The sequence below is a fragment of the Desulfobotulus sapovorans DSM 2055 genome (assembly GCF_059569355.1).
This window is the reverse complement of record NZ_JCANVJ010000039.1, coordinates 1-19303: the sequence shown is the minus strand read 5'-3', so window position 1 is coordinate 19303 and position 19303 is coordinate 1. Positions and strand designations below refer to the sequence as shown.

18 protein-coding genes are annotated in these 19303 nt (G+C 50.5%); 14 read left to right on the top strand and 4 right to left on the bottom strand.

Features of this window, described 5'->3' with window-relative positions; all coding sequences use genetic code 11:
• The 10 genes from BR04_RS16585 to BR04_RS16540 form a co-directional block, all read left to right on the top strand.
• Nucleotides 1-777, top strand: a 777-nt coding sequence (locus BR04_RS16585) for a PD-(D/E)XK nuclease domain-containing protein (protein ID WP_496357142.1), incomplete at its 5' end; no start/stop codon positions are given.
• A gap of 167 nt (nt 778-944) precedes the next feature.
• The gene (locus BR04_RS16580; protein ID WP_496357141.1) at nt 945-2528 is read left to right on the top strand and encodes a class I SAM-dependent DNA methyltransferase; all 1584 of its coding nucleotides are present in this window, start codon (nt 945-947) and stop codon (nt 2526-2528) included.
• Nucleotides 2521-3942 (top strand): restriction endonuclease subunit S, encoded by a 1422-nt coding sequence (locus BR04_RS16575; protein WP_496357140.1) that lies wholly within the window; start codon nt 2521-2523, stop codon nt 3940-3942. Before BR04_RS16580 ends, BR04_RS16575 begins: the two co-directional genes overlap by 8 nt.
• Nucleotides 3943-4031: 89 nt before the next feature.
• Nucleotides 4032-5498, top strand: a complete 1467-nt coding sequence (locus tag BR04_RS16570) for a translation initiation factor IF-2 N-terminal domain-containing protein (RefSeq protein ID WP_496357139.1) — start codon at nt 4032-4034, stop codon at nt 5496-5498.
• A gap of 31 nt (nt 5499-5529) precedes the next feature.
• Nucleotides 5530-5958: a nucleotidyltransferase substrate binding protein gene (locus BR04_RS16565; RefSeq protein ID WP_496357138.1), complete on the top strand. Its 429-nt coding sequence runs from the start codon at nt 5530-5532 to the stop codon at nt 5956-5958.
• Complete coding sequence (locus tag BR04_RS16560; protein WP_496357137.1) at nt 5945-6325, top strand: nucleotidyltransferase family protein; 381 nt, start codon at nt 5945-5947, stop codon at nt 6323-6325. The genes BR04_RS16565 and BR04_RS16560 overlap by 14 nt, the downstream gene beginning before the upstream one ends.
• Nucleotides 6322-6525 (top strand): lipocalin family protein, encoded by a 204-nt coding sequence (locus BR04_RS16555; RefSeq protein WP_496357136.1) that lies wholly within the window; start codon nt 6322-6324, stop codon nt 6523-6525. The genes BR04_RS16560 and BR04_RS16555 overlap by 4 nt, the downstream gene beginning before the upstream one ends.
• Complete coding sequence (locus BR04_RS16550) at nt 6522-6839, top strand: lipocalin family protein (protein ID WP_496357135.1); 318 nt, start codon at nt 6522-6524, stop codon at nt 6837-6839. Before BR04_RS16555 ends, BR04_RS16550 begins: the two co-directional genes overlap by 4 nt.
• Nucleotides 6840-7153: 314 nt before the next feature.
• Nucleotides 7154-7609 (top strand): Lcl C-terminal domain-containing protein, encoded by a 456-nt coding sequence (locus tag BR04_RS16545; RefSeq protein WP_496357134.1) that lies wholly within the window; start codon nt 7154-7156, stop codon nt 7607-7609.
• Nucleotides 7610-8200: 591 nt separating this feature from the next.
• Entirely contained in the window at nt 8201-9895 is a 1695-nt protein-coding gene (locus BR04_RS16540; RefSeq protein WP_496357133.1) for a methyl-accepting chemotaxis protein, read from the top strand.
• On the opposite strand, the gene BR04_RS16535 is transcribed toward BR04_RS16540, so the two are convergent.
• Entirely contained in the window at nt 9854-10189 is a 336-nt protein-coding gene (locus tag BR04_RS16535; protein WP_496357132.1) for a hypothetical protein, read from the bottom strand. The genes BR04_RS16540 and BR04_RS16535 overlap by 42 nt on opposite strands.
• A gap of 32 nt (nt 10190-10221) precedes the next feature.
• Here BR04_RS16535 and BR04_RS16530 point away from each other — a divergent pair, with 32 nt between their 5' ends.
• The 3 genes from BR04_RS16530 to BR04_RS16520 all read left to right on the top strand — a co-directional run bounded on the left by BR04_RS16530 (nt 10222) and on the right by BR04_RS16520 (nt 14773).
• Nucleotides 10222-10857, top strand: a complete 636-nt coding sequence (locus tag BR04_RS16530; protein ID WP_496357131.1) for a CatA-like O-acetyltransferase — start codon at nt 10222-10224, stop codon at nt 10855-10857.
• 102 nt (nt 10858-10959) lie between these two features.
• The gene (locus BR04_RS16525; RefSeq protein ID WP_496357130.1) at nt 10960-12711 is read left to right on the top strand and encodes a uracil-xanthine permease family protein; all 1752 of its coding nucleotides are present in this window, start codon (nt 10960-10962) and stop codon (nt 12709-12711) included.
• Between the two features lie 49 nt (nt 12712-12760).
• Nucleotides 12761-14773 (top strand): methyltransferase domain-containing protein, encoded by a 2013-nt coding sequence (locus BR04_RS16520; protein WP_496357129.1) that lies wholly within the window; start codon nt 12761-12763, stop codon nt 14771-14773.
• Nucleotides 14774-15305: 532 nt separating this feature from the next.
• Here BR04_RS16520 and BR04_RS16515 read toward each other — a convergent pair.
• Both BR04_RS16515 and BR04_RS16510 read right to left on the bottom strand, forming a co-directional pair.
• On the bottom strand, nt 15306-15749 hold the full coding sequence (locus BR04_RS16515) for a hypothetical protein (protein WP_496357128.1): 444 nt from the start codon (nt 15747-15749) through the stop codon (nt 15306-15308).
• Nucleotides 15750-15793: 44 nt separating this feature from the next.
• Nucleotides 15794-18220 (bottom strand): putative Ig domain-containing protein, encoded by a 2427-nt coding sequence (locus BR04_RS16510; RefSeq protein WP_496357127.1) that lies wholly within the window; start codon nt 18218-18220, stop codon nt 15794-15796.
• Nucleotides 18221-18355: 135 nt separating this feature from the next.
• Here BR04_RS16510 and BR04_RS16505 point away from each other — a divergent pair, with 135 nt between their 5' ends.
• Complete coding sequence (locus BR04_RS16505; protein ID WP_496357126.1) at nt 18356-18778, top strand: rhodanese-like domain-containing protein; 423 nt, start codon at nt 18356-18358, stop codon at nt 18776-18778.
• A gap of 181 nt (nt 18779-18959) precedes the next feature.
• Here the strand turns inward: BR04_RS16505 and BR04_RS16500 are convergent.
• A partial coding sequence (locus BR04_RS16500; protein ID WP_496357125.1) for a hypothetical protein occupies nt 18960-19303 on the bottom strand: 344 nt, incomplete at its 5' end.

Below are 19303 nucleotides of genomic sequence, written 5' to 3'. Positions count from 1 at the left end.
GTCTATAATCCCTTTGATATCCTTCTTTATTTCAGTGAAAGGCAGTTTCGCTCCTTCTGGTTTGAAACGGGAACCCCCCGTTTTCTCATCACCCTTCTCATGGAAAGGCATTACAGCATTCCTTCCATCGAGCAGCTTTACCTCGGAGAAGAGCTGATCGACAGCTTTGATGTGGATCGCATCCGTGTGGAAACCCTTCTGTTTCAGACAGGTTATCTCACCATAGAGCGGATGGACGAAAAGATGGTGGGCCGCAGAACCTACCAGCTTGCCTATCCCAACATGGAGGTAAAAAGCAGCCTGAACCGCTGGATTTTAAACGAGCTGGTGGAGGATGTGGTGGCCAAAAGTGCCAATGAAACCCGCCTGATACGGGCCATACAGACAAAATCCTTTAATGATTTAAGGGATATTTTTCACCGGTTTTTTGCCTCTATTCCCCATGACTGGTACAGAAAAAATGAGCTTTCCGGATATGAGGGCTATTACGCCAGCATTTTTTACTGCTACTTTGCCGCCTGTGGGTTTGAGATCCGCGCGGAAGATGCCACCAACCATGGCCGTATGGATTTAAGCCTGTTTTATGATGATATCTGCTGTATTTTTGAGTTCAAGGTTCTTGAAAATGCAGGAGAAGGCAGTGCCATGGCCCAGCTTAAAGACAGAAAATACCACGAAAAATATCAGGGTTCCGGTAAGGAAATTTACCTTGTGGCCGTGGAGTTTTCTAAAAAAGGCCGGAACATTGAAAATTTTGAAGTGGAAAAAGTTTCTTGAGTACGGAGCAGACATATGTTCTGTATCTGCCTTTTTCACCCCTCCCGGTGGCTGAGGCTCCCGAAGCCAGGGCCGGAGGGTGAGGGCCAATTAAAAATGATTTTAATTCCTTACTTTCACCCTCTCCCTCTGGGAGAGGGCCGGGGTGAGGGCCAAAAGGACTTTCCATGACCGCCTCAGACATTGTTCAGAAACTCTGGAACCTCTGCGACGTCCTCCGGGATGACGGAATCAACTATTCCGACTACGTCACAGAACTGGTGCTCCTTCTTTTCCTCAAAATGGAACACGAAAACCGGGACGCAGGCGTGATGAACCACCATCCCCTTCCCGAAGGCTGCCGCTGGCCGGATATCGCCTCAAAATCCGGCATCAGCCTCATGACCCACTACCGCCAGACCCTTCTGGATCTTTCAAAAAGTGATGATCCCCTCATTGCCGCCATCTATGCCGATGCCCAGACCCGGATGCGGGAACCCCGCCATCTGGAACAGCTCATCCGCGCTCTGGATCAGATCGACTGGTTCAGCGCCCGTGAAGACGGCCTTGGCGACCTCTACGAGGGCCTTCTTGAAAAAAACGCCAGCGAAACCAAGTCCGGCGCAGGCCAGTATTTCACGCCCCGGCCCCTCATCAACTGCATGGTGCGCTGCATGAACCCCAGGCCCGGAGAAATTGTTCAGGACCCCGCCGCAGGCACCGCAGGTTTTCTCATTGCCGCAGACCGTCACATTAAGGATGCCACGGAAGAACTCTTTCTCCTGACTCTGGAAGAGCAGGAATACCAGCGCAGACGGGCCTTCACGGGCATTGAGCTGGTTCCCGGCACCCGGAGGCTCGCTCTGATGAACTGCCTTCTGCACAACATGGAAGGCGATGCCGAAGGCGTTGTGCATCTGGGCAACGCCCTTGGACAGGCCGGAGCCAGCCTTCCCAAGGCGGATCTCATCCTTGCCAATCCGCCCTTTGGCACATCCAAGGGAGGGGAGGCCAGCATTACGAGGGATGACCTCACCTTCCGCACCAGCAACAAGCAGCTTGCCTTTCTCCAGCACATCTACCGGGGCCTGAAACCCGGAGGCCGGGCCGCCGTGGTGCTGCCGGACAATGTGCTCTTTGAGGCCGGAGCAGGCACGGACATCCGCCGGGATCTCATGGAAAAATGTACCCTGCACACCCTTCTCCGTCTGCCCACGGGTATTTTCTATGCCCACGGCGTGAAAACCAATGTCCTCTTTTTCACACGGGGGACGGAGGAGAATCCCCGTCAGGAGGAAGGCTGTACAAAAAAGGTCTGGGTCTATGACCTTCGCACCAACATGCCCGTCTTTGGCAAGCGCACCCCCTTTGGCGAAACCCAGCTTGCGCCCTTTGAAAGCGTGTACGCCATGCAGCCCAGAAGGGAAGGGGAATGGTCCTTTGGTGCCAAAGAAGCCGAAGCTGCTGAAAACGGTATCAACGAGGGTGTGGATCAGGATCTTCGAACCAGCCGCTGGCGCTCCTTTGACCGGGAATGGATACGGGAGAAAAAGGGAGATTCCTTAGACATTACCTGGCTCAAGGACAGCGACAGCGTGGATGCGGAAAACCTGCCCGACCCCGAGGTGCTGGCCGCCGAAGCCATGGCCGGGCTGACCGAGGCCCTGCGGGAGCTGGACGGACTGATGGAGGCTCTGGGCAAGGGCGATGAGGCGGCGGTGCAGAAGAAACTGCTGGCTGAGGTGTTGGGGATGGGGGGGAGTGATGTCTGAAAGCTCTGTTATCCCAAAAGTTTGGTTCAATAAATTTTTAGGAGATCTGGCAAATCAAATTACAAAAGGAACAACTCCGACTACTTTAGGTCACTCGTATAGAGAAGCAGGAATACCATTTATAAGAATTGAAAATATAGATGGTTATGGAATAAATCTGTCTTCTGTAAATAGCTTTATAGATGAAAAGGCGCACGCTGATCTGATGCGGTCTCAATTACAGGTAAATGATGTTTTATTTACGATTGCTGGTACGATTGGCAAGACTGCTTTGGTAAGAGAAGAAGATGTTCCATCGAATACAAATCAGGCCATTGGTATAATCCGAGGGGTTTCTGATTATTTTGATCCAAAGTTTCTTCGCTATCAGTTGGCTGAAGCAGCCGATAGTATTTCGAAGACAAAAGGAAGGGGTGGGGCAATGTCAAATATCTCATTAGGAGACCTAAAGGCTCTTAACGTGGTTTTGCCTCCCCTTGCAGAACAAAAAGAAATCGCTTCCCGGCTGGACGACCTCCTGACCCGCATCGACAGCCTGAAAACCCGGCTGGATGCCATTCCTCAGATTCTGAAACGCTTTCGTCAGTCCGTTCTTGCCGCCGCCGTAAGTGGCAGGCTGACGGAGGGGTGGAGGGGAAAAAATGATCATATAGTTTCTTGGGAAAAAAAAATACTTGGGGATGTGATTACTATTCAAAATGGTTGTGCATTTAAAAGTGGCTGGTTTGTAAAAAGTGGGAAATATCAGGTTATAAAGTTGGCAAATGTTAAAGATGATTTTCTTAAAATTGATGTTGCATCATCATATCTACCAGAAGAAATAGCTCAAGATTATCTGAAGTATAAACCTGATGTGGGTGATATTTTAATAACTATGACTGGTACACGTTATAAAAAGGATTATGGCTATGTCTGTATGATTAAAAAAGACAAAGAGATTTTGGTCAATCAGAGGGTGGGGCGTATTATCCCAAATCATAATGTTATAGATTCAAAATATTTAATGGTTTATCTGCGTTCTGAGTATTATAGGAACGAATTTTTTAGAGGAGAAACAGGTGGTGTAAATCAAGGTAATGTTGGGTCAAATCATATCTTATCTTGTCCTTTTATATCTCCTCCTATGATAGAGCAGAAAGAAATTGCCCGCCGTGTGGAACAGCTCTTTGCCTTCGCAGACCAGATCGAAAACCGGGTTAAAGAAGCAAGGGCCAAAGCAGAACACATGACCCCTTCCGTCCTTGCCAGAGCCTTTCGTGGCGAACTCACCGCAGACTGGCGGGAGCAGCATCCGGAACTCATCTCCGGCGAAAACTCCGCCAAGGCCCTGCTGGAAAAAATCCGGGCGCAGAAAGAAAGCCTCAAGCCCGCCAAAAAAACCCGTACACGTTCTACCGATAGGAAAAAGGACTGATTTTCTATGATTGCTTGGAGAGTTTAAGTTTTTGTTGGTCTTTTCGATATGATAAGATTTTATTCTTTATATTGTGATTGGAAAAAATGATGATAGATAAAATTATTTTATTAAATGATCAACCTATAGATGGAAGTGAAAGCAGCAGAGAAGATGGTTTGGGATTTTCAACATATTCTGATATTATTGCAAGTACAATTAAAGGCACTCCCGGCCCGTTCACTATAGGTATCTTTGGCGAATGGGGTACCGGAAAAACAAGTTTGTTAAATCTTATCAAAGATAAGCTGACTTCAGATTATAATGTTATTCCTGTGTGGTTTAACGCATGGATGTATGAAAAGGAGGAACATCCACTTTTACCTTTGATTGCAACAATAGTAAAAGAAATTCATAAAAGTAATGATTTTTGGAGAGATATGAGTGAAAGAAAGGAGAGTGTTTTAAATGCTTTAAAGTCAGTTGCTTATGGTTTTTCTGCAAGTACTAAATTAAAAGTGCCTGGCTTTGCGGAAATTGAAGCAGGTTTTGTTGCAAAGGATATGATTGAACGCAATCAGATTGTCTCTTCTGATCCTCTTTTAGACAAATCAATATATTATAATTCTTTTGATAGGTTATCTTCAATCAAGCTTTTAAAAAATAGAAGAATTGTAATTTTTATTGATGATTTGGATAGGTGTTTTCCTGATAAGGCTATAAAATTACTGGAAAGTATTAAGTTGGTTCTCTTCCAGAAAGGATTTGTTTTTGTGTTGGGGGTTGCTCGCCAGGTAATCGAAGGATATCTGAGCCATAAGTATAAAAATGATTTTGGTCTTGAGCAGTTCGAAGGTCGAAAATATTTAGATAAAATAGTTCAACTTCCTTTTCCTATCCCACCACATACCCAGCGAGCTAAAGATTTTTTGGCTGTCTTGACAAATCAGCTTAATGATAGTGATTCTATGGCTTTAAATCCTATTCTTCCTATCGTTGGGGCTGCTTGTGCGTATAATCCTAGGAGCATAGTTCGTTTTATAAATAACTTATTAATTGATCGTGCAATAAGCAATGTTCTTTTTTCAGATTCAGAGAATATTCCAATAGGTTTTTTTGCTGTTACTAGAGGACTGCAACAAAGATGGATAGATGTTTATGAACTTTTAATATCGTCAGAAGATCTTTGTCAAAAAATAGCTGAAATAGAAAGACACTTTTTGGCTGATGAAGATATGGGCAAAAATGATTCTTTTTCAGTGGTTATTTTTGAGTTGTCGAAAGATAAAGATTTGCAGGATTTGATATTTACTAAAGAAGGCAAGGAATGGCTAACAAATAGTGGGTTTAGGAATTTTGCTATAGACTTTTTAAAGACGCAGAGACAGCAAGGTGAAGAAGATAAGCTTTATGGCCATTCTTCACATTGTCGAGTGTATGAACTTGCAAAAGAGTTAAATATGACAAATAAAGCATTGCTAGATAAGTTAGGTGGAATTGGAGTAGAAGTTAGATCTCATATGTCTATGCTTACTAAAGATGAGTATGAAAATATAGTAAATCATGTAAAAAAATAGTCGGACTAATCTTACTTGATGGAGAAAATCCATGCCCGAAGACATCCGCTGGCAGCAGCGTTTTGCCAATTTCAGAAATGCCTTTGCGGAGCTGCGCCATGCCGCCGATCTGTCCCTGCAGCGGGAGCTGAGTATGCTGGAAAAACAGGGGCTGATTCAGGCCTTTGAATATACCCATGAGCTGGCATGGAACGTGATGAAGGATTTTTTTCTTTATCAGGGTAACAGTGCCATACGGGGTTCACGGGATGCCATCCGTGAAGCCTTTAAATACGGTCTGATTGAAGACGGAGAAATCTGGATGGAAACCATTCAGACAAGAAACCAGACATCCCATGCCTACGACCGCCGCATGGCAGAGGTGGTGGTGGAAACGGTGCTGGGCAGTTATTGCGGTCTTTTCAGGGACTTTGAACGCAGGATGGAAGAGATTGAGAGAGAAGAAGATGGAAGGGGATAGGGCCTTCGGGCTGCCGGATGGCGTTCTTGCAAAAATCATTGAAGCGGTTTTTGCATGTGAGGGGGTGAGAGAGCTGCTTCTCTTCGGCTCAAGGGCAAAGGGCAATTTCCGCACCGGATCAGATATTGACCTTGCCCTTGTGGGAGAGGGGCTGGCCCTGAAGGAGCTGAACCGTATCCGTGTGCGGCTGGATGACCTCTGTCTTCCCTACACCATCGACCTTGTGGATTACGGAAATATTCAGGATCTGCGGGTAAAGGCGCACATTGACCGCAAAGGCATTGTGCTGGCATCCCGGAAGGATAAAAACGACTCCTTTTTTCCTGAATTCCCTCCCTTATCCCCAGACATCAGGAGGCCCCAATGAAAAAACTGCTCCTGCTCATCGGTATTCTTACACTCGGCGGCTGCATGGGGATGCCCCAGTTTCTCCGGCCCGTTACGGATTTTGAGCTGAACCGCTACCTTGGAAAATGGTACGAGATTGCCCGTCTGGATCATTCCTTTGAAAGGGGCCTGAGCCATGTCCGTGCGGAGTATACGCTGAGAAAAGACGGGGGGGGGTGAAGGTTCTGAACCGGGGCTTTCTGGCATCGGAAAACCGCTGGAAAGAGGCCGAGGGCAAGGCGTATTTTGTGGGTAAAAGCTCGGAAGGCTACCTGAAAGTCTCCTTCTTTGGCCCCTTTTACGGCTCCTATGTGATTTTCGGGCTGGATACTGAAAACTATCAGTATGCCTTTGTTTCCGGGCCAGACACAAAGTATCTCTGGCTTCTCTCCCGGACACCTGCCGTGGAGCCGCAAATTCTTGAAAAATTCATTGAAACCTCCAAAGCCGCCGGTTTTGATACGGATGCCCTGATTTTTGTAGAGCAGAACTGAGGGAGGGAGCATCGCTTTCTCCATCCCGCTACGGAACCGTCCGGACATGCCAACAAAGGTGGCTGCGTCAGGGACGTTGGCGCAAACAAAGGTATCAGGTCTTTCCTGTCTTTTTTTGCAAATGCTTGAAATCAAGTCTTTTATAGCGTGGTATGAAGTGTGCTCTTGTTCGTACGGAACCCGTGAGATTCCTTATGACATTTCCATGGACGATCATCAGGGGTTTTGCAGTCTGCTCTGTAACAACCCATCCTGCGACGATCCCCAGGGATGGCGGTAATTTTTTGCTTTCATTTTAAAAAAGGAGGAACATCATGGGCAACGTGCGGATCAGTTTGTTGAAACCGGGTGCAATGGTCTTCATGCTCTGTCTGGCCGGATTTCTCATGTCCGGGGAGGTTCATGCCAGTCGGCTTCTGGATAACGGAAACGGAACCATGACGGATTTGCAGACCGGCATGATGTGGACCAGACAGCCCATACCGGTTGGTGAGGTCGTCTGGAATAAGGCGGTTTCAACGAGCCAGTCTTTCAGTATTTCCGGCATTGGTGGCTGGAGACTGCCGGAAAAGGATGAACTTGCGATTTTTGCCCGTGCCCTGCGGTCAGAGCCTTTCCCCGGAGTGTTCCGGTCCACCTGCTGGTCCAATACGCAGGATGCGGCAGTTAAGGATAAGGCCTTGTATGTGTACATGAAATTTGGCACTGCTTATAGCGACAGCATGTGGTTTTCCAGGCATTGCGTGTGGCCCGTCCGGGGCAGCCAGTGACGGGAGAAGGATCGGCTACCGTCAGGAAGTCTGCTGCACCCGTTTACGTTTTTCCCCAGAGGCGTCTGTATGAACGAACTTGGCCCCTGTTTGTGGGAAATTTTCTTTGAGGTTTATGGAAATCTGCCCCGTCAGGGGCCGGGAAACCGGGCTTCTGCTGCCAGAACCCTTGATATGTGTCCAGTCTCAGAAAAATCTATGAGGATACTGGATTGTTTTTCTGGATACTTACAACCGTAATGCCATTTCTGTAACGGTAATTGTCAAAGGTTCAAGATAATTGAGCTTGAGAATGCAGCCAGGATGAGTTGTTTTTTTTGATTTTTCTCATATTTTTACCTCCGAATGGTAATCATTGGATGCTTTATCAAGTGGGTTTCGATCTTATTACTAAATAATTTCAAAGAAATATCTGTCGGTCTGCTTTGCGCCCATGGAGATCTGAATTATAAAATATCTCTTGTTTTAAGAGATACAGGACTATAATATGAAGGTATATTTTTTTATATCCAGAGGATATGCTTTCCGACTTTATAAAAAATTGGGGGAACACGGTTCAAGACTCTGACATATTAATGCAAAGGAGTTATTATGATAAAAAATATGAAAATAGGACAAAAAATTAATTTCCTTCTATTCTTTATCGTAATTATTTTTATTGCAGTTATTTATATGGCAGGATTGAGATTTGTTGATGCCATACATGATGCCAGAAATAACACGGCAAAGGCTGCTGCTGAAATTGGCTATGAGGTGGTAAATTATTATCTGGAAGAGCATAGGGCAGGCAGGCTTTTACTTGAAGATGCACAGAAAAAAGCTCTGGAGCAACTGAAATTTATCCGGTACGAAGGTGTTGAATATTATTGGGTTAATACGGGATCTTTACCTTATCCAACAATGGTAATGCATTCTGTTAATGCTGCTCTTGACGGCCAGGTTTTAAGCAGTCCCACGTATAATGTTGCGATGGGTCGGAATCAGAATCTGTTTCAGGCTATGGTAGAAGTTTGCTTAAAAAATGGTGAAGGCTATGTTGATTATATGTGGCCCCGTCCAGGGGATACTGTTCCGGTTTCTAAGATAAGTTATGTAAAACATATAAAAGATTGGGATTGGGTAATTGGAACAGGTGTTTATACAGATATAATAAATGCGGAAGTCCGCAGTGTGGTTATTCCTGTTACTTTGATTATTATTTTTACAGTTTTGTTGATTTTTTTAATTTCTTTTCTTTTTGTATCCTTTTTTATTACCAATCCTGTTAAAAATGCAGCACAAATGCTTAAAGAAATTTCTGAAGGTAAAGGAGACCTCACATGTCGGCTCGAAGTTAAAAACAATGATGAGATTGGTCTCCTTGCACAATATTTCAATGCTTTTGCAGATAAGCTTCAGGGCATCATCCAGGAAATAGGGCAGGGCGTCAATACACTGGCCTCCTCCTCCACCCAGCTTTCCGCCGTATCCGATGACATGCAGAAGGGTGTTCAGAATGTATCTGAACGCGCTGAAACCGTGGCAGCCGCTTCCGAGGAAATATCTACCAACATGGAGCAGTCCGCAGCAGCGATGGAACAGTCTTCCAGCAACACCAACCTGCTGGCCACGGCAGCCGAAGAAATGTCTTCCACCATCAATGAGATTGCCAATAACGCTGGAAAAGCCCGTAGTGTTTCCGATGATGCATCAAGCAAGGCCTCCCGTATGTCTGAACATATGAGCAATTTGAAAGAAGCAGCGGACTCCATCGGAAAGGTCATTGAAACGATTACCGAGATTTCAGAACAAGTGAATCTGCTGGCCTTAAACGCCACCATTGAGGCAGCCAGAGCCGGTGAAGCGGGTAAGGGTTTTGCTGTTGTGGCCAATGAAATCAAGGAACTGGCCAGACAGACCGCTGCGGCATCTCAGGATATCCGGGAAAAAATTGAAGACATTCAGGGAACCACCGCCACCACCATTCATGAGGTGGGTGAAATCACAACAGTTATCAATGGTGTCAGTGAAGTGGTGGGTAACATAGCCGTAGCCGTGGAAGAGCAGTCCACCGCAGCCAGTGAGATTGCAGGCAATGTGGCTCAGATTTCTCAGGGAATTGAGCTTGTCCATGAGCATGCCAGTCAGAATGCCACCGTGGTGGCAGAGGTCACAAAGGATATTGCAGGTATCAGCCACGCCATGGGAGAAATGAAAGAAAATGGAACCCAGGTGAATGACAGTGCAAGGGAGCTTTCCAAACTTTCAGAATCCTTGAAACAGATGGTCGGGCAGTTTAAAATTTAAAAAATCAAAAAAAGGGGTGATACCTTTTCTGGTCATGGGCTGGTTTTTGGGTATGATTCTATAAAAAAGAAATTTTTTCAGAACGCCTTTGTTCAGGAACAAAAATAAAGTATCCGTGGCTTTTGTCCCGGATACCCACTCAGCACCGTGGAACTGAAAGTTCTGGAAAAATTTATCGCAATGTCCAAGGTGGGCGGTTTTGATACGGATGCCCTGATTTTTGTGGAGCAGAACTGATGGGCAGCAGATCGTTTGTTTCTTAAGGAAAGAATTCTCCGAATATGCCGGTTTCACACACCTTCCTCCTTCTTCATCCGGATATGCCCATGAAAAAGATCGATCTTGCCACATATAAGCGAAGGGGAATGTTTGCGGCCTTCAAGGATCGTGACATTCCTTTTTTTTCAACGTCAAGCCATATTGACATAAGCAACCTGAAAAAATTCATTGATGACCAAAGGTGCGGTTTTTTTCTGTCCGTCAGCTTTCTGATCACAAAAGCCGTGAATCTTGTACCGGAACTGCGGCACCGGGTCATTGATGGGGATCTTTTTGAATTCAAAAGGGTGGATCCGGGGTTTACCGTGCTTTTGGAAGATGAGACCTTTTCCTTCTGTGATTCCCGGTATTTTGACTCCTTTGAGGTGTACCGGAGATATTCGGAAGCAAAAATTCAGGAGGTGAAGGACTGTCCCGACCGGAATACCGGGGAAAAACATCACATGTTTTTCATCACCAGCCTGCCATGGTTCAGTTTTACATCCATTGTGCATCCCCATGACAGGCTGTATGGTTACATTCCTGTGGTGAGCATCGGAAAATATTTTCAAGAAGGCGATAGGCTCCTGCTTCCCGTCGGAATTCAGGTGAACCATGCTCTGGTGGATGGTATCCATGTGGGTAAATTTTATCAGCAACTGTTGAGTATGTGTGCGTATCCTGAGCTTTGGCTGTCCGTATGAAGGGGGCGGGATCACAGGGCGTCAGGCCGGAGAGGAATCGTAAGCCTGACCTTGCTGTGGTGCCTGTTCGTTTTTTAGATATCTGAAAGATCAGGAGGAAAAATGGCAGGCAGTCTGTCCCCTCAGGGTGTGAAGAACGGCACCCTTTCCACATCTCCACTGCTGTATGCCGTGGACGAAACCCCGCCGGAGTGGATGAGCGTGTTTCTGGGCCTGCAGATGGTGATGCTCGTCCTTGCCCCCATCGCCGTGACGCCCATTGTGGTGGCCCGCATGGCGGGGATCGACGCCGGTGAATACGGATGGATCATTTTTGCCTCCCTGCTTGCCAGCGGCATCGGTACCCTGATACAGATCCGGCGTTTCGGGGTTGTCGGCTCAGGGTATCTTCTGGTCATTGGTTCTTCCGGTTCTTTCATTGCCTGCGGTCTGGCTGCGGCCCAGATGGGCGGCATGGCCCTTGTCGCCACCATGGCGGTTCTCACGGCCCCTTTGCAGCTTCTTTTTGCCTGGTTTCTCGGATCCATGCGCCGCATCATCACGCCGCTGGTGGGCGGGGTGGTGATCATGCTCATCGTGGTGAGTGTTCTGGGCATCTCCCTGGACATGATGGCGAATACACGCTCCGCCGCCCCCTCCCAGCACAGTTTCTGGGTATCTGTCGTCACCCTTGCCGTGATTCTGGGGCTGGCCGTGTTCGGTAACCGGCACCTGCGGCTCTGGAGTCTGGTTATCGGCCTGCTGGCGGGAACCCTTGTGGCTGCGGGTCTGGGACTTGCGGATTTTTCAGCCGTGGGACAGAGCCCCTGGCTGGGGCTGCCCGAAGGAAAGTGGCAGGGGTTTGCCTTGGATTTCAGGCCGGAATGGATCGGTCTTTATCTGGCCTTTGCCATGGTGACCATCGTGGGCGCGGTGGAAACCCTGGGGGACGGCATGGCCATTCAGAGGATTTCCGAGCGGCATTTCCGCAAAGTGGATTATGAACGGGTGCAGGGCGCCATGTATGCCGATGGGGTTGCCAATGCCGTGGCGGGGGCCTTGGGAACCCTGCCCAACACCACCTACTCCAACGCCATCGCCGCCGTGCAGCTCACGGGGGTGGCCTCCCGGCGGGTGGGGCTGTATGTGGCCCTTTTTCTCGGGCTTCTGGCCTTTTCCCCGAAACTTTCCGCCCTCATGACCGCCATTCCTTCCCCCGTTGTGGGCGCCTTTCTCTTTATTCTTCTTTCCATGCTTTTTGTGACGGGCATCCAGCTTGCCGCCTCCGAAGGTCTCAACTATGAAAGCGGTGTCATCATCGGTGTTTCCTTCTGGATGGGCTATGTGTTTCAGAACAAACTTTTTTTTGCGGATCTCATGCCCCTCTGGCTGGGGCCTTTTCTCAACAACGGCATCGCCGCAGGCGGCCTTTTCGCCATTGTGCTGAGCCTCCTCTTTCAGATGAGGCCCGCAGGCAGGGCCCGGGGTGTGTTTTCCCGCCAGACGGCCGCCATGACGGATCTTCAGGATTTCATCAATGAATATGCCGCCGTCCGGAGAATACCCGTTCAGGTTCTTCAGCGGCTGCACCTCACCGCAGAGGAGCTTTTCATGCATCTCTGCGGGTCTGAAGCCTTCAGGGGGCCTGAGCTTCAGGTGCTGCTGCATTTTGCCGACAGCAGGGTGCATGTGGAGTTTGTGGACGCCTCGGATCTTAAGGATCTGGATTTTGTGGTGGAGGAGGCGGGGGAAATGGATGATTTTATGGATCCCGATCTGCTGGGTCTCAGGATTCTCGACCGTTTTGCCTCGGGGCTGCGGCATCTGCGTATCGGCGGAGTGAATTATATCTCTTATTATCTGGCTGCGGATTAGGGGAAAAGGGAGGTCTCCCTTTTTCTTTAGATCCTGATGGAGGCATGGCATGGAAAAACAGGTGCAGCATGTTATCATCGTTGATGGCTTTTCCACCGGAACTTTTTATCCGCCGCTGCTGCGGGAGCGAGGATTTCCGGCAGTGCATGTGCGTTCCGGTACCGTTGTTCCGGATGGACAGTTCGGAAAGGTTGTGGAGGAACTCCTCAGCCGGGTAAGCCGGGATTATGCGGCCATGCTGGAGGAAGTGCCGGATCTCGATGGCCTCGTCCGGAATCTTTCGGCCTTTACGCCCTGTGCCGTGCTTGCGGGCTGTGAAACGGGCGTGGAACTGGGTGATCTTTTGGCGGCACGCCTCTCCCTTTCCGGCAATGATCCGGCCTCAAGCGCCTCCCGCCGCAACAAATATGAAATGCATCAAGCCCTTGCCCGTGCCGGACTGCGGCATCTCTCCAGTCTGCTGACCGACAGCCTCGATGCCCTGCTTGGCTGGATACGGGAGGGCGACAGGCTGCCCGTGGTTCTCAAGCCGACAAACAGCGCCGGTGCCGACGGGATTCATGTCTGCAAAACCTTGGAAGAGGTGTGCAAGGCATTCCATGTGCTGATGGGGGCATGTGACATTTTCGGGCGAAAGCTTGGACAGGTTCTGGCCCAGGAATTTGCACCGGGCGTGGAGGTGGTGGTGAACACCGTCTCCTGTCAGGGCCGTCACAGGGTCAGTGACCTGTGGCGCTACAGCAAAATGATTACTCCCGAAGGCCGCTCGGTTTATGACGGTGGAGGACTTGTTGCGGATTTCGGGGAGGATACGGAGCGGGTTCTGGCGTATGCCTTTGCCGCACTGGATGCCCTGAATATCCGTTTCGGACCGGCCCACAGCGAAATCATGATCACCCCCTCGGGGCCCGTACTGATCGAATGCGGCGCGAGGCCCATGGGAGCTTCTTTTCCACAGGATCTGCTCCGGGAATCCGTCGGGCATACCCAGCTGGAGCTGGCGCTTCAGGCCGCCCTTGATCCTGAAGCCTTTATGGCCCAGCTGAACACCCCCTATGTTCTTCGGAAGCACTTCTTTATTAAATGCCTTGTTTCCAGCAGGCAGGGCGGTCTCGATGCCACCCCGGCCGTGACCCTGCTTTCAGGCCTGCCTTCGGTACGCAGCGGCAACTTTCTGCATTGTCTGGAAAGCGGCCACGTGGAGCAGACCGTGGATCTGCTCACCTCACCGGCAACCCTTTTTCTGTGCCATGAAAATCCGGATGTGCTCCGCGAGGATCATGAGCTGATCACCTCCCTGGAAGAGGAAGGCCAGAACCTGCTTTTTGAGCTGACATCCATGGACGGTGCCCACCCGGATCCGGACTGGTTTCAGCGGATACCCGATGAACTCTGGCTCCGTCCGGAAAGCGATGGCAACGTGGATGCGGATACGGTGTGGAAGGCCCTCGGGCTTTTGCCCGGTCAGGAGGTGCTGGACTGCCCCTGCGGAGATGCCCGCTTTGGCCAGAATCTTGCCCGCAGGGGTGTCCGCTATACCGGCGTTGACATCAACCCCCGTTTCATTGACCGCGCCCGTCAGCGTTTTTCCGGTCTCGGGCTTGAAGGAAGCCTTTCCGTCGGGGACATGCGCTCACTTGGTTTTGAAAATCGCTTTGATGCCGTGATCAACTGGTTCAACAGTTTTGGATATTTTGATGTTGAAACGGACTTTCTTGTCCTCAAAAATCTGGCCGCTGCCCTGCGGCCGGGAGGTCTGCTCCTCATTGAAGCCCCCAGCCGCAGCAATATCATTGTTAATACAACGCCTAAATTTGACAGTGACGGAAAGGAACTGGAGCGCCGCTGGGATGAAATCAGCGAACGCATGTTTCTGCCTGTGCCGGTAACGGAAGAGGGCAGGATTGTGCATGTGCTTACCGGCCCGAGGCTGTACTCCATCAGTCAGTACAAACTTCTGTTCCGCCTTGCAGGGCTGACCTTTGTAACGGCATATGACGAAAAGCTCGGGCCCTTCACGGATACTTCACGGCGGATGATTCTGCTTGCACGTAAAACATAATCTGATTACCACCTTACTTCAGCTACTGTTCCCATGCTGGAGTGTTGGAACGATGAGCTTTTCGCTGTAAGGGTAAATCCTGCGCCTGTTCTTAGCTCTCAGGAAAGGGCATGGAGGCAAAGGCAAGAGATGAAACGGCATGGCTGTGCCAGGGTAGCCGTCAGAAAATATAAAAAGGACTCCCTCCTTTTTGGGGAAGGGCGCGGATATGGGGAAGGGGGAGATCAGGTCTCCCCGTCTTCCCCGTGTTCGTGAAAAAGCTCCAGTACGTCGGCGAGATCGGGCCCCGTCTCGAAGGTGAGGGGGGAGGTTCAGCCGGGTTTTTTGCGGGAAGATTCTGGTATAAAAGGGCTGAATCGCTGATTTCCCTGTGTTTTTTTTCTGTTTCCATGGCAGCTCCTTTGAAAAGGGGGCATTTCTTTTTTTCATCCCCATTCGGGGTATTGCCTCAGTCTGTCCGTGCCTCCTTTGGCAGATTTTTTGGGGGGGCTGGCGGAGCTGGGTGGAGGCATCCGATTTCCTTGCTTTTGTCTTATTTCAGAGGCAGGCGGGGAAACCAGTTTTGAAAGAATTCCAGGGCTTCTGGGCTTCGTTTTGATGCGGACAGGACGTGTTCTCCAAAAGCACCTCCGCCAAGGGCATAGTATCCCAGGGCCGCACCGCCTATGGCCACATATCCAATGGCTGCCCCACCGAGTGCAAGACCTCCGATAGCAAGTCCTCCAAGGGCCAGGAGACCGAGACTCACCCCTCCCATACTGATGATGCCAACAGCTATCCCACCAAGGGTGATCCCTCCCCAGGCAAGCCCCCCGATGGCAATCCAGCCCCGTGCCATATCCCCGATGGCGATAATGCCATGGGCATGGCCCCGTAATTCTCCCTTTTCAGGGTCAGGCCCCAGTGCGATGTCGAGGAGGGGCAGGCCGAAGAGTTTTTTTTCAGAGCGTTTGCGTATGCCACGATAATTTTGCATGGAACCCTCCATTGTTAAGCGTTAAAAGGGGGCACTCCTTTTTTTTATTCAACAAAAAACGTTACGGTTTCTTGATCTTCCTGATCCCCGTCACTGACAGAAAAAGTGATCGTGTGGCTCCCCCGGTCTTTCTCCTCGGGTGTCCAGGTGAATATCCGGGTGGTGCTGTCAAATTGCGCACTGCCGGGGAGACCGGTTGCGGAAAAGGTCAGCACATCGGCCCGGTCGAGGTCGATTCCTTCCACTGCCAGCATAAACGTTTCCCCCGACGGGAGTCTTTGCGCACCGATGCCGTTTAAGACAGGGGCTGCGTTGTCTGCCGTGGATTTGGCTGTGCGGAGGGATCTGGACGGATAGGTGTTGGTGTTGCCTGCGCTATCGGTGCAGCTGATTTCATAGGAGTAGGAGCCATAGTCCGGCGCATCGGTAAGTCCTGTCAGCTGGAGGGAGTGCCGGGTGGCGGGTTCATTCCGGGATACGGATTTATTGACATTGTACTGCGCACCGTAGCGGATGACCGCACTTGCAGGCTCATCGGTTTTCCAGTTCACGACGGCACTGTCGGCCCGGATGTCGGTGATGTGGATATCCGTGATGATGGGGATGCGGGTATCCGTTCCCGGCGGTGTACTCACCTGAAGGGAGGGGCCTGGTTCACTGCGGTTGTCCCGCGCATCCCAGGCCCTGACCGTGTAGCTGTAGGTGGCCTGGGGGTTGACCCTGTCATCGGTGTATTCGGGTCTGACCACCGCATCAATGGGGAAGTTGTCCCGGTATACGATGTATCCGGCCAGATGGCCCTTGTCCGTTGCGGCATCCCAGGCAAGCCGAACCGTATCTGCTCCGGCGGAGATCAGGCGCAGGTTTGCAGGAGAAGAGGGGGGAGTGCGATCCGGCGGCAGCCCGGCATTTTTAAGCCTGAAAACATGCACAATGGGTTTTCCGGGGCTGTAGTATCCCTCCACACTGCCCTCTATCATATAAAGTCTCTGGTTTTCCCTGTCATAGCCGATGCCGCCTATGGCCTTGCCCCGTGTCCGGATTCCCTGAACCGGAAGATCAAGGTTGGTGGTGAAAAGGTAGCTTTGCAGGTTCCATACGGCATAAGGCTGGACGGCTCCGGCTTCCAGTTCGCCGCGGGCCACCTTTGCCAGAAGAAAAGGGTCGTAGAACAGGGCTGCGGCATAATAGGGGCTGCTGTGATACCCCTTTCCGGAGCCGTAATCATCGGGCTGGGGGGTTCCGTAGGTTCCCAGTTCGCTGGCCTTTGTTCTGTAGCCCCGTTTTCCTGCAATCATGACTGCGGATTTTCCGTCCAGCGTCAGCCATGCCCCGTCCACCCAGTCGTCTCCAAAACTGAAATGGCTCACATTCCGGGAGCTTTTGTATTTGAGAAGCTCCGTTGCCGCCAGCGCCCTGCCATCCTCGGGCGGGTTGCCGTCATTCCAGGGGCCGAAGGTATACAGGGCCGGACCCCAGCTTCCGCCATTGACCACCCGGAACCGTCCACCAGCGAGCCGTTTGCCTGGTGTGTAAGTGTCAGACCAGGATGCGGGGATCTCAAAGAGGTATTTGCTGGTGGCCGAAGCCGCATGGTTGCCCAGACGCCAGAGTCCATGGCTTGCGGGACTGGACAGATTCAACTCGGCCCATCCGTGATAGGCCGCATCTTCTTTGGGAAGGTAATATTCAAAGAGGGTCCAGTACAGCTTATCCGTGGTCTGGGTTCCCTGTTTCGGGAGATACTGGAGATCTCCCAGCGTGGTGCCCGTAAGGCCCAGGGTCTGGCGGCCTTCGGTAATGTCATAAAAGGTCTGGAGGGTTTGAGCCCTTGGCAGGTCATCAAGGTTTTTATCCGGAGAAATAACGGGCAGGGGGATAGAGAATTCGGAGACATGGTTGGCATAGGTATGGCTGATGCTGAAGAGGGAGCCTGGAAAGGCCTCCTGACCCGCTGCGGGATTGCCGTCTGGCCAGAAGCTCATGCCATGGCCCCCACCGCTCCATCTGGCCCACTGACTGGCTCCCTGCTCATCGGGCAGTTTGAAGGCTCCCAGATATTCGAAGTCCGTTTCCGGCTGAATGAGATCGGAAGATGTGGGTTCAGGGTTGAAGAGGGCGGTCACGGTTTTGGCCTGATCCATGCGAACCGTGCCTGTGTGCGGGCTGTTTCCAGGACTCACTTCGCCTGACCAGCCGCCGAAGACGGAGCCGGGGGCTGCCGTGGCCGTGAGGGGGACAAGGCTCTCTTGCGCAAATGAGGCGCTGCACTGCGCACCGCAGTCAAGGCTTCCCGTATCATTCCGGATAGTTCCGATGCCATTCCCGGATTTTTCCAGCGTGAGAAGAAAGGTCTTCTGTTCCGAACCGGGGGTTGAGGAGGAACCGGAATCGCAGGATGTGGTGATCCAGAGGCAAAAAAGGAGGCTGAGAATCATGGCGGGGAAAGTTTTTTCCGGACGGCAATGCATGGGCAACCTCCTTGCGTGTGGAAAGACTTGAATTTTCAGTCTGGTAAATCTTTTTCTCTGTGGCATGATGGGCAGAGGCCTTGAGCGGCAACCTTACCCCTATGCGGAAAACATTTTACAACAAGGAAAGAGAAGATGGCCAAAAGAAATTTTTTTCATGTATTCTCCTGTGTCTTCAGTCTTTTATTTGGCGTTTTCACCGCAGCCTGTACCCAGACAGGGGGAGCCTTCTGGGTTGCCCAGAAGGCTCTTGCCGAATATGTGGAAAAATCAGGTGACAGTCTGTTTCTTATGGATGTGAGGGAAGTTCATGAGTTTCAGAAGATCCATATCCCTGGTTCCGTTAATGTTCCCCTGAGCTACCTTGACAGCCATGGAGAGCGGGTGGCAGAGCTTCTCAGGGAAAAGGAGAATGTAAAGGAAGTGCTGCTCATCTGCAACACCCATAACCGCAGTCGTAAAGCCAGAGAAATTCTGATGCAAAAGGGCGTGACCCAGAGGATGCGGGTTCTGGAAATGGGGGTATCCGGTTACGTCAAGGCTGCTTTTTCCCCTTAGGAAAAAGAGGCCTTGCCTGTTTTTTACGGATTATCACCTTGTTTCAGTTATCATTCCCATGTTCCAGGGTGGGAACGATGGGCTTCATGTGTAAAGATATTGCACCTGTTCTCACCTCTCGGGGAAATGAGGCGGAAACAAGGGCAAGGCCTGGGACTATATGGCTGAGTCAGGGTAGTAATCAGATTTTTTTTTTAGGTTCAAGTGCTGTCCCGAAATCCGGATCCACGCTGCCAACCTTTTCAAAGCACACCCGCTCGAATCCAAGGGCCGTCACCACAAATTTCTGGAGCCGCAGATTTTTGTATTTTTCCTCAAGCCTTGCGCCATAGTCCTTGACCTGCCCGATGCCCTTTTCCATTTTTGCCCGGACGGAAGGAAGGGCCTTCAGGGCATCGGGACTTAAGGCCAGCGCCTCTTTTCCGGATAAGCCCGCCTCTTTGAGGCTGACAAACTTGAATTCAATCAGCACATCATAGACCCTGCCGTAGCGTTTATCCGGCCGGATGATCATGGTGAGATCGG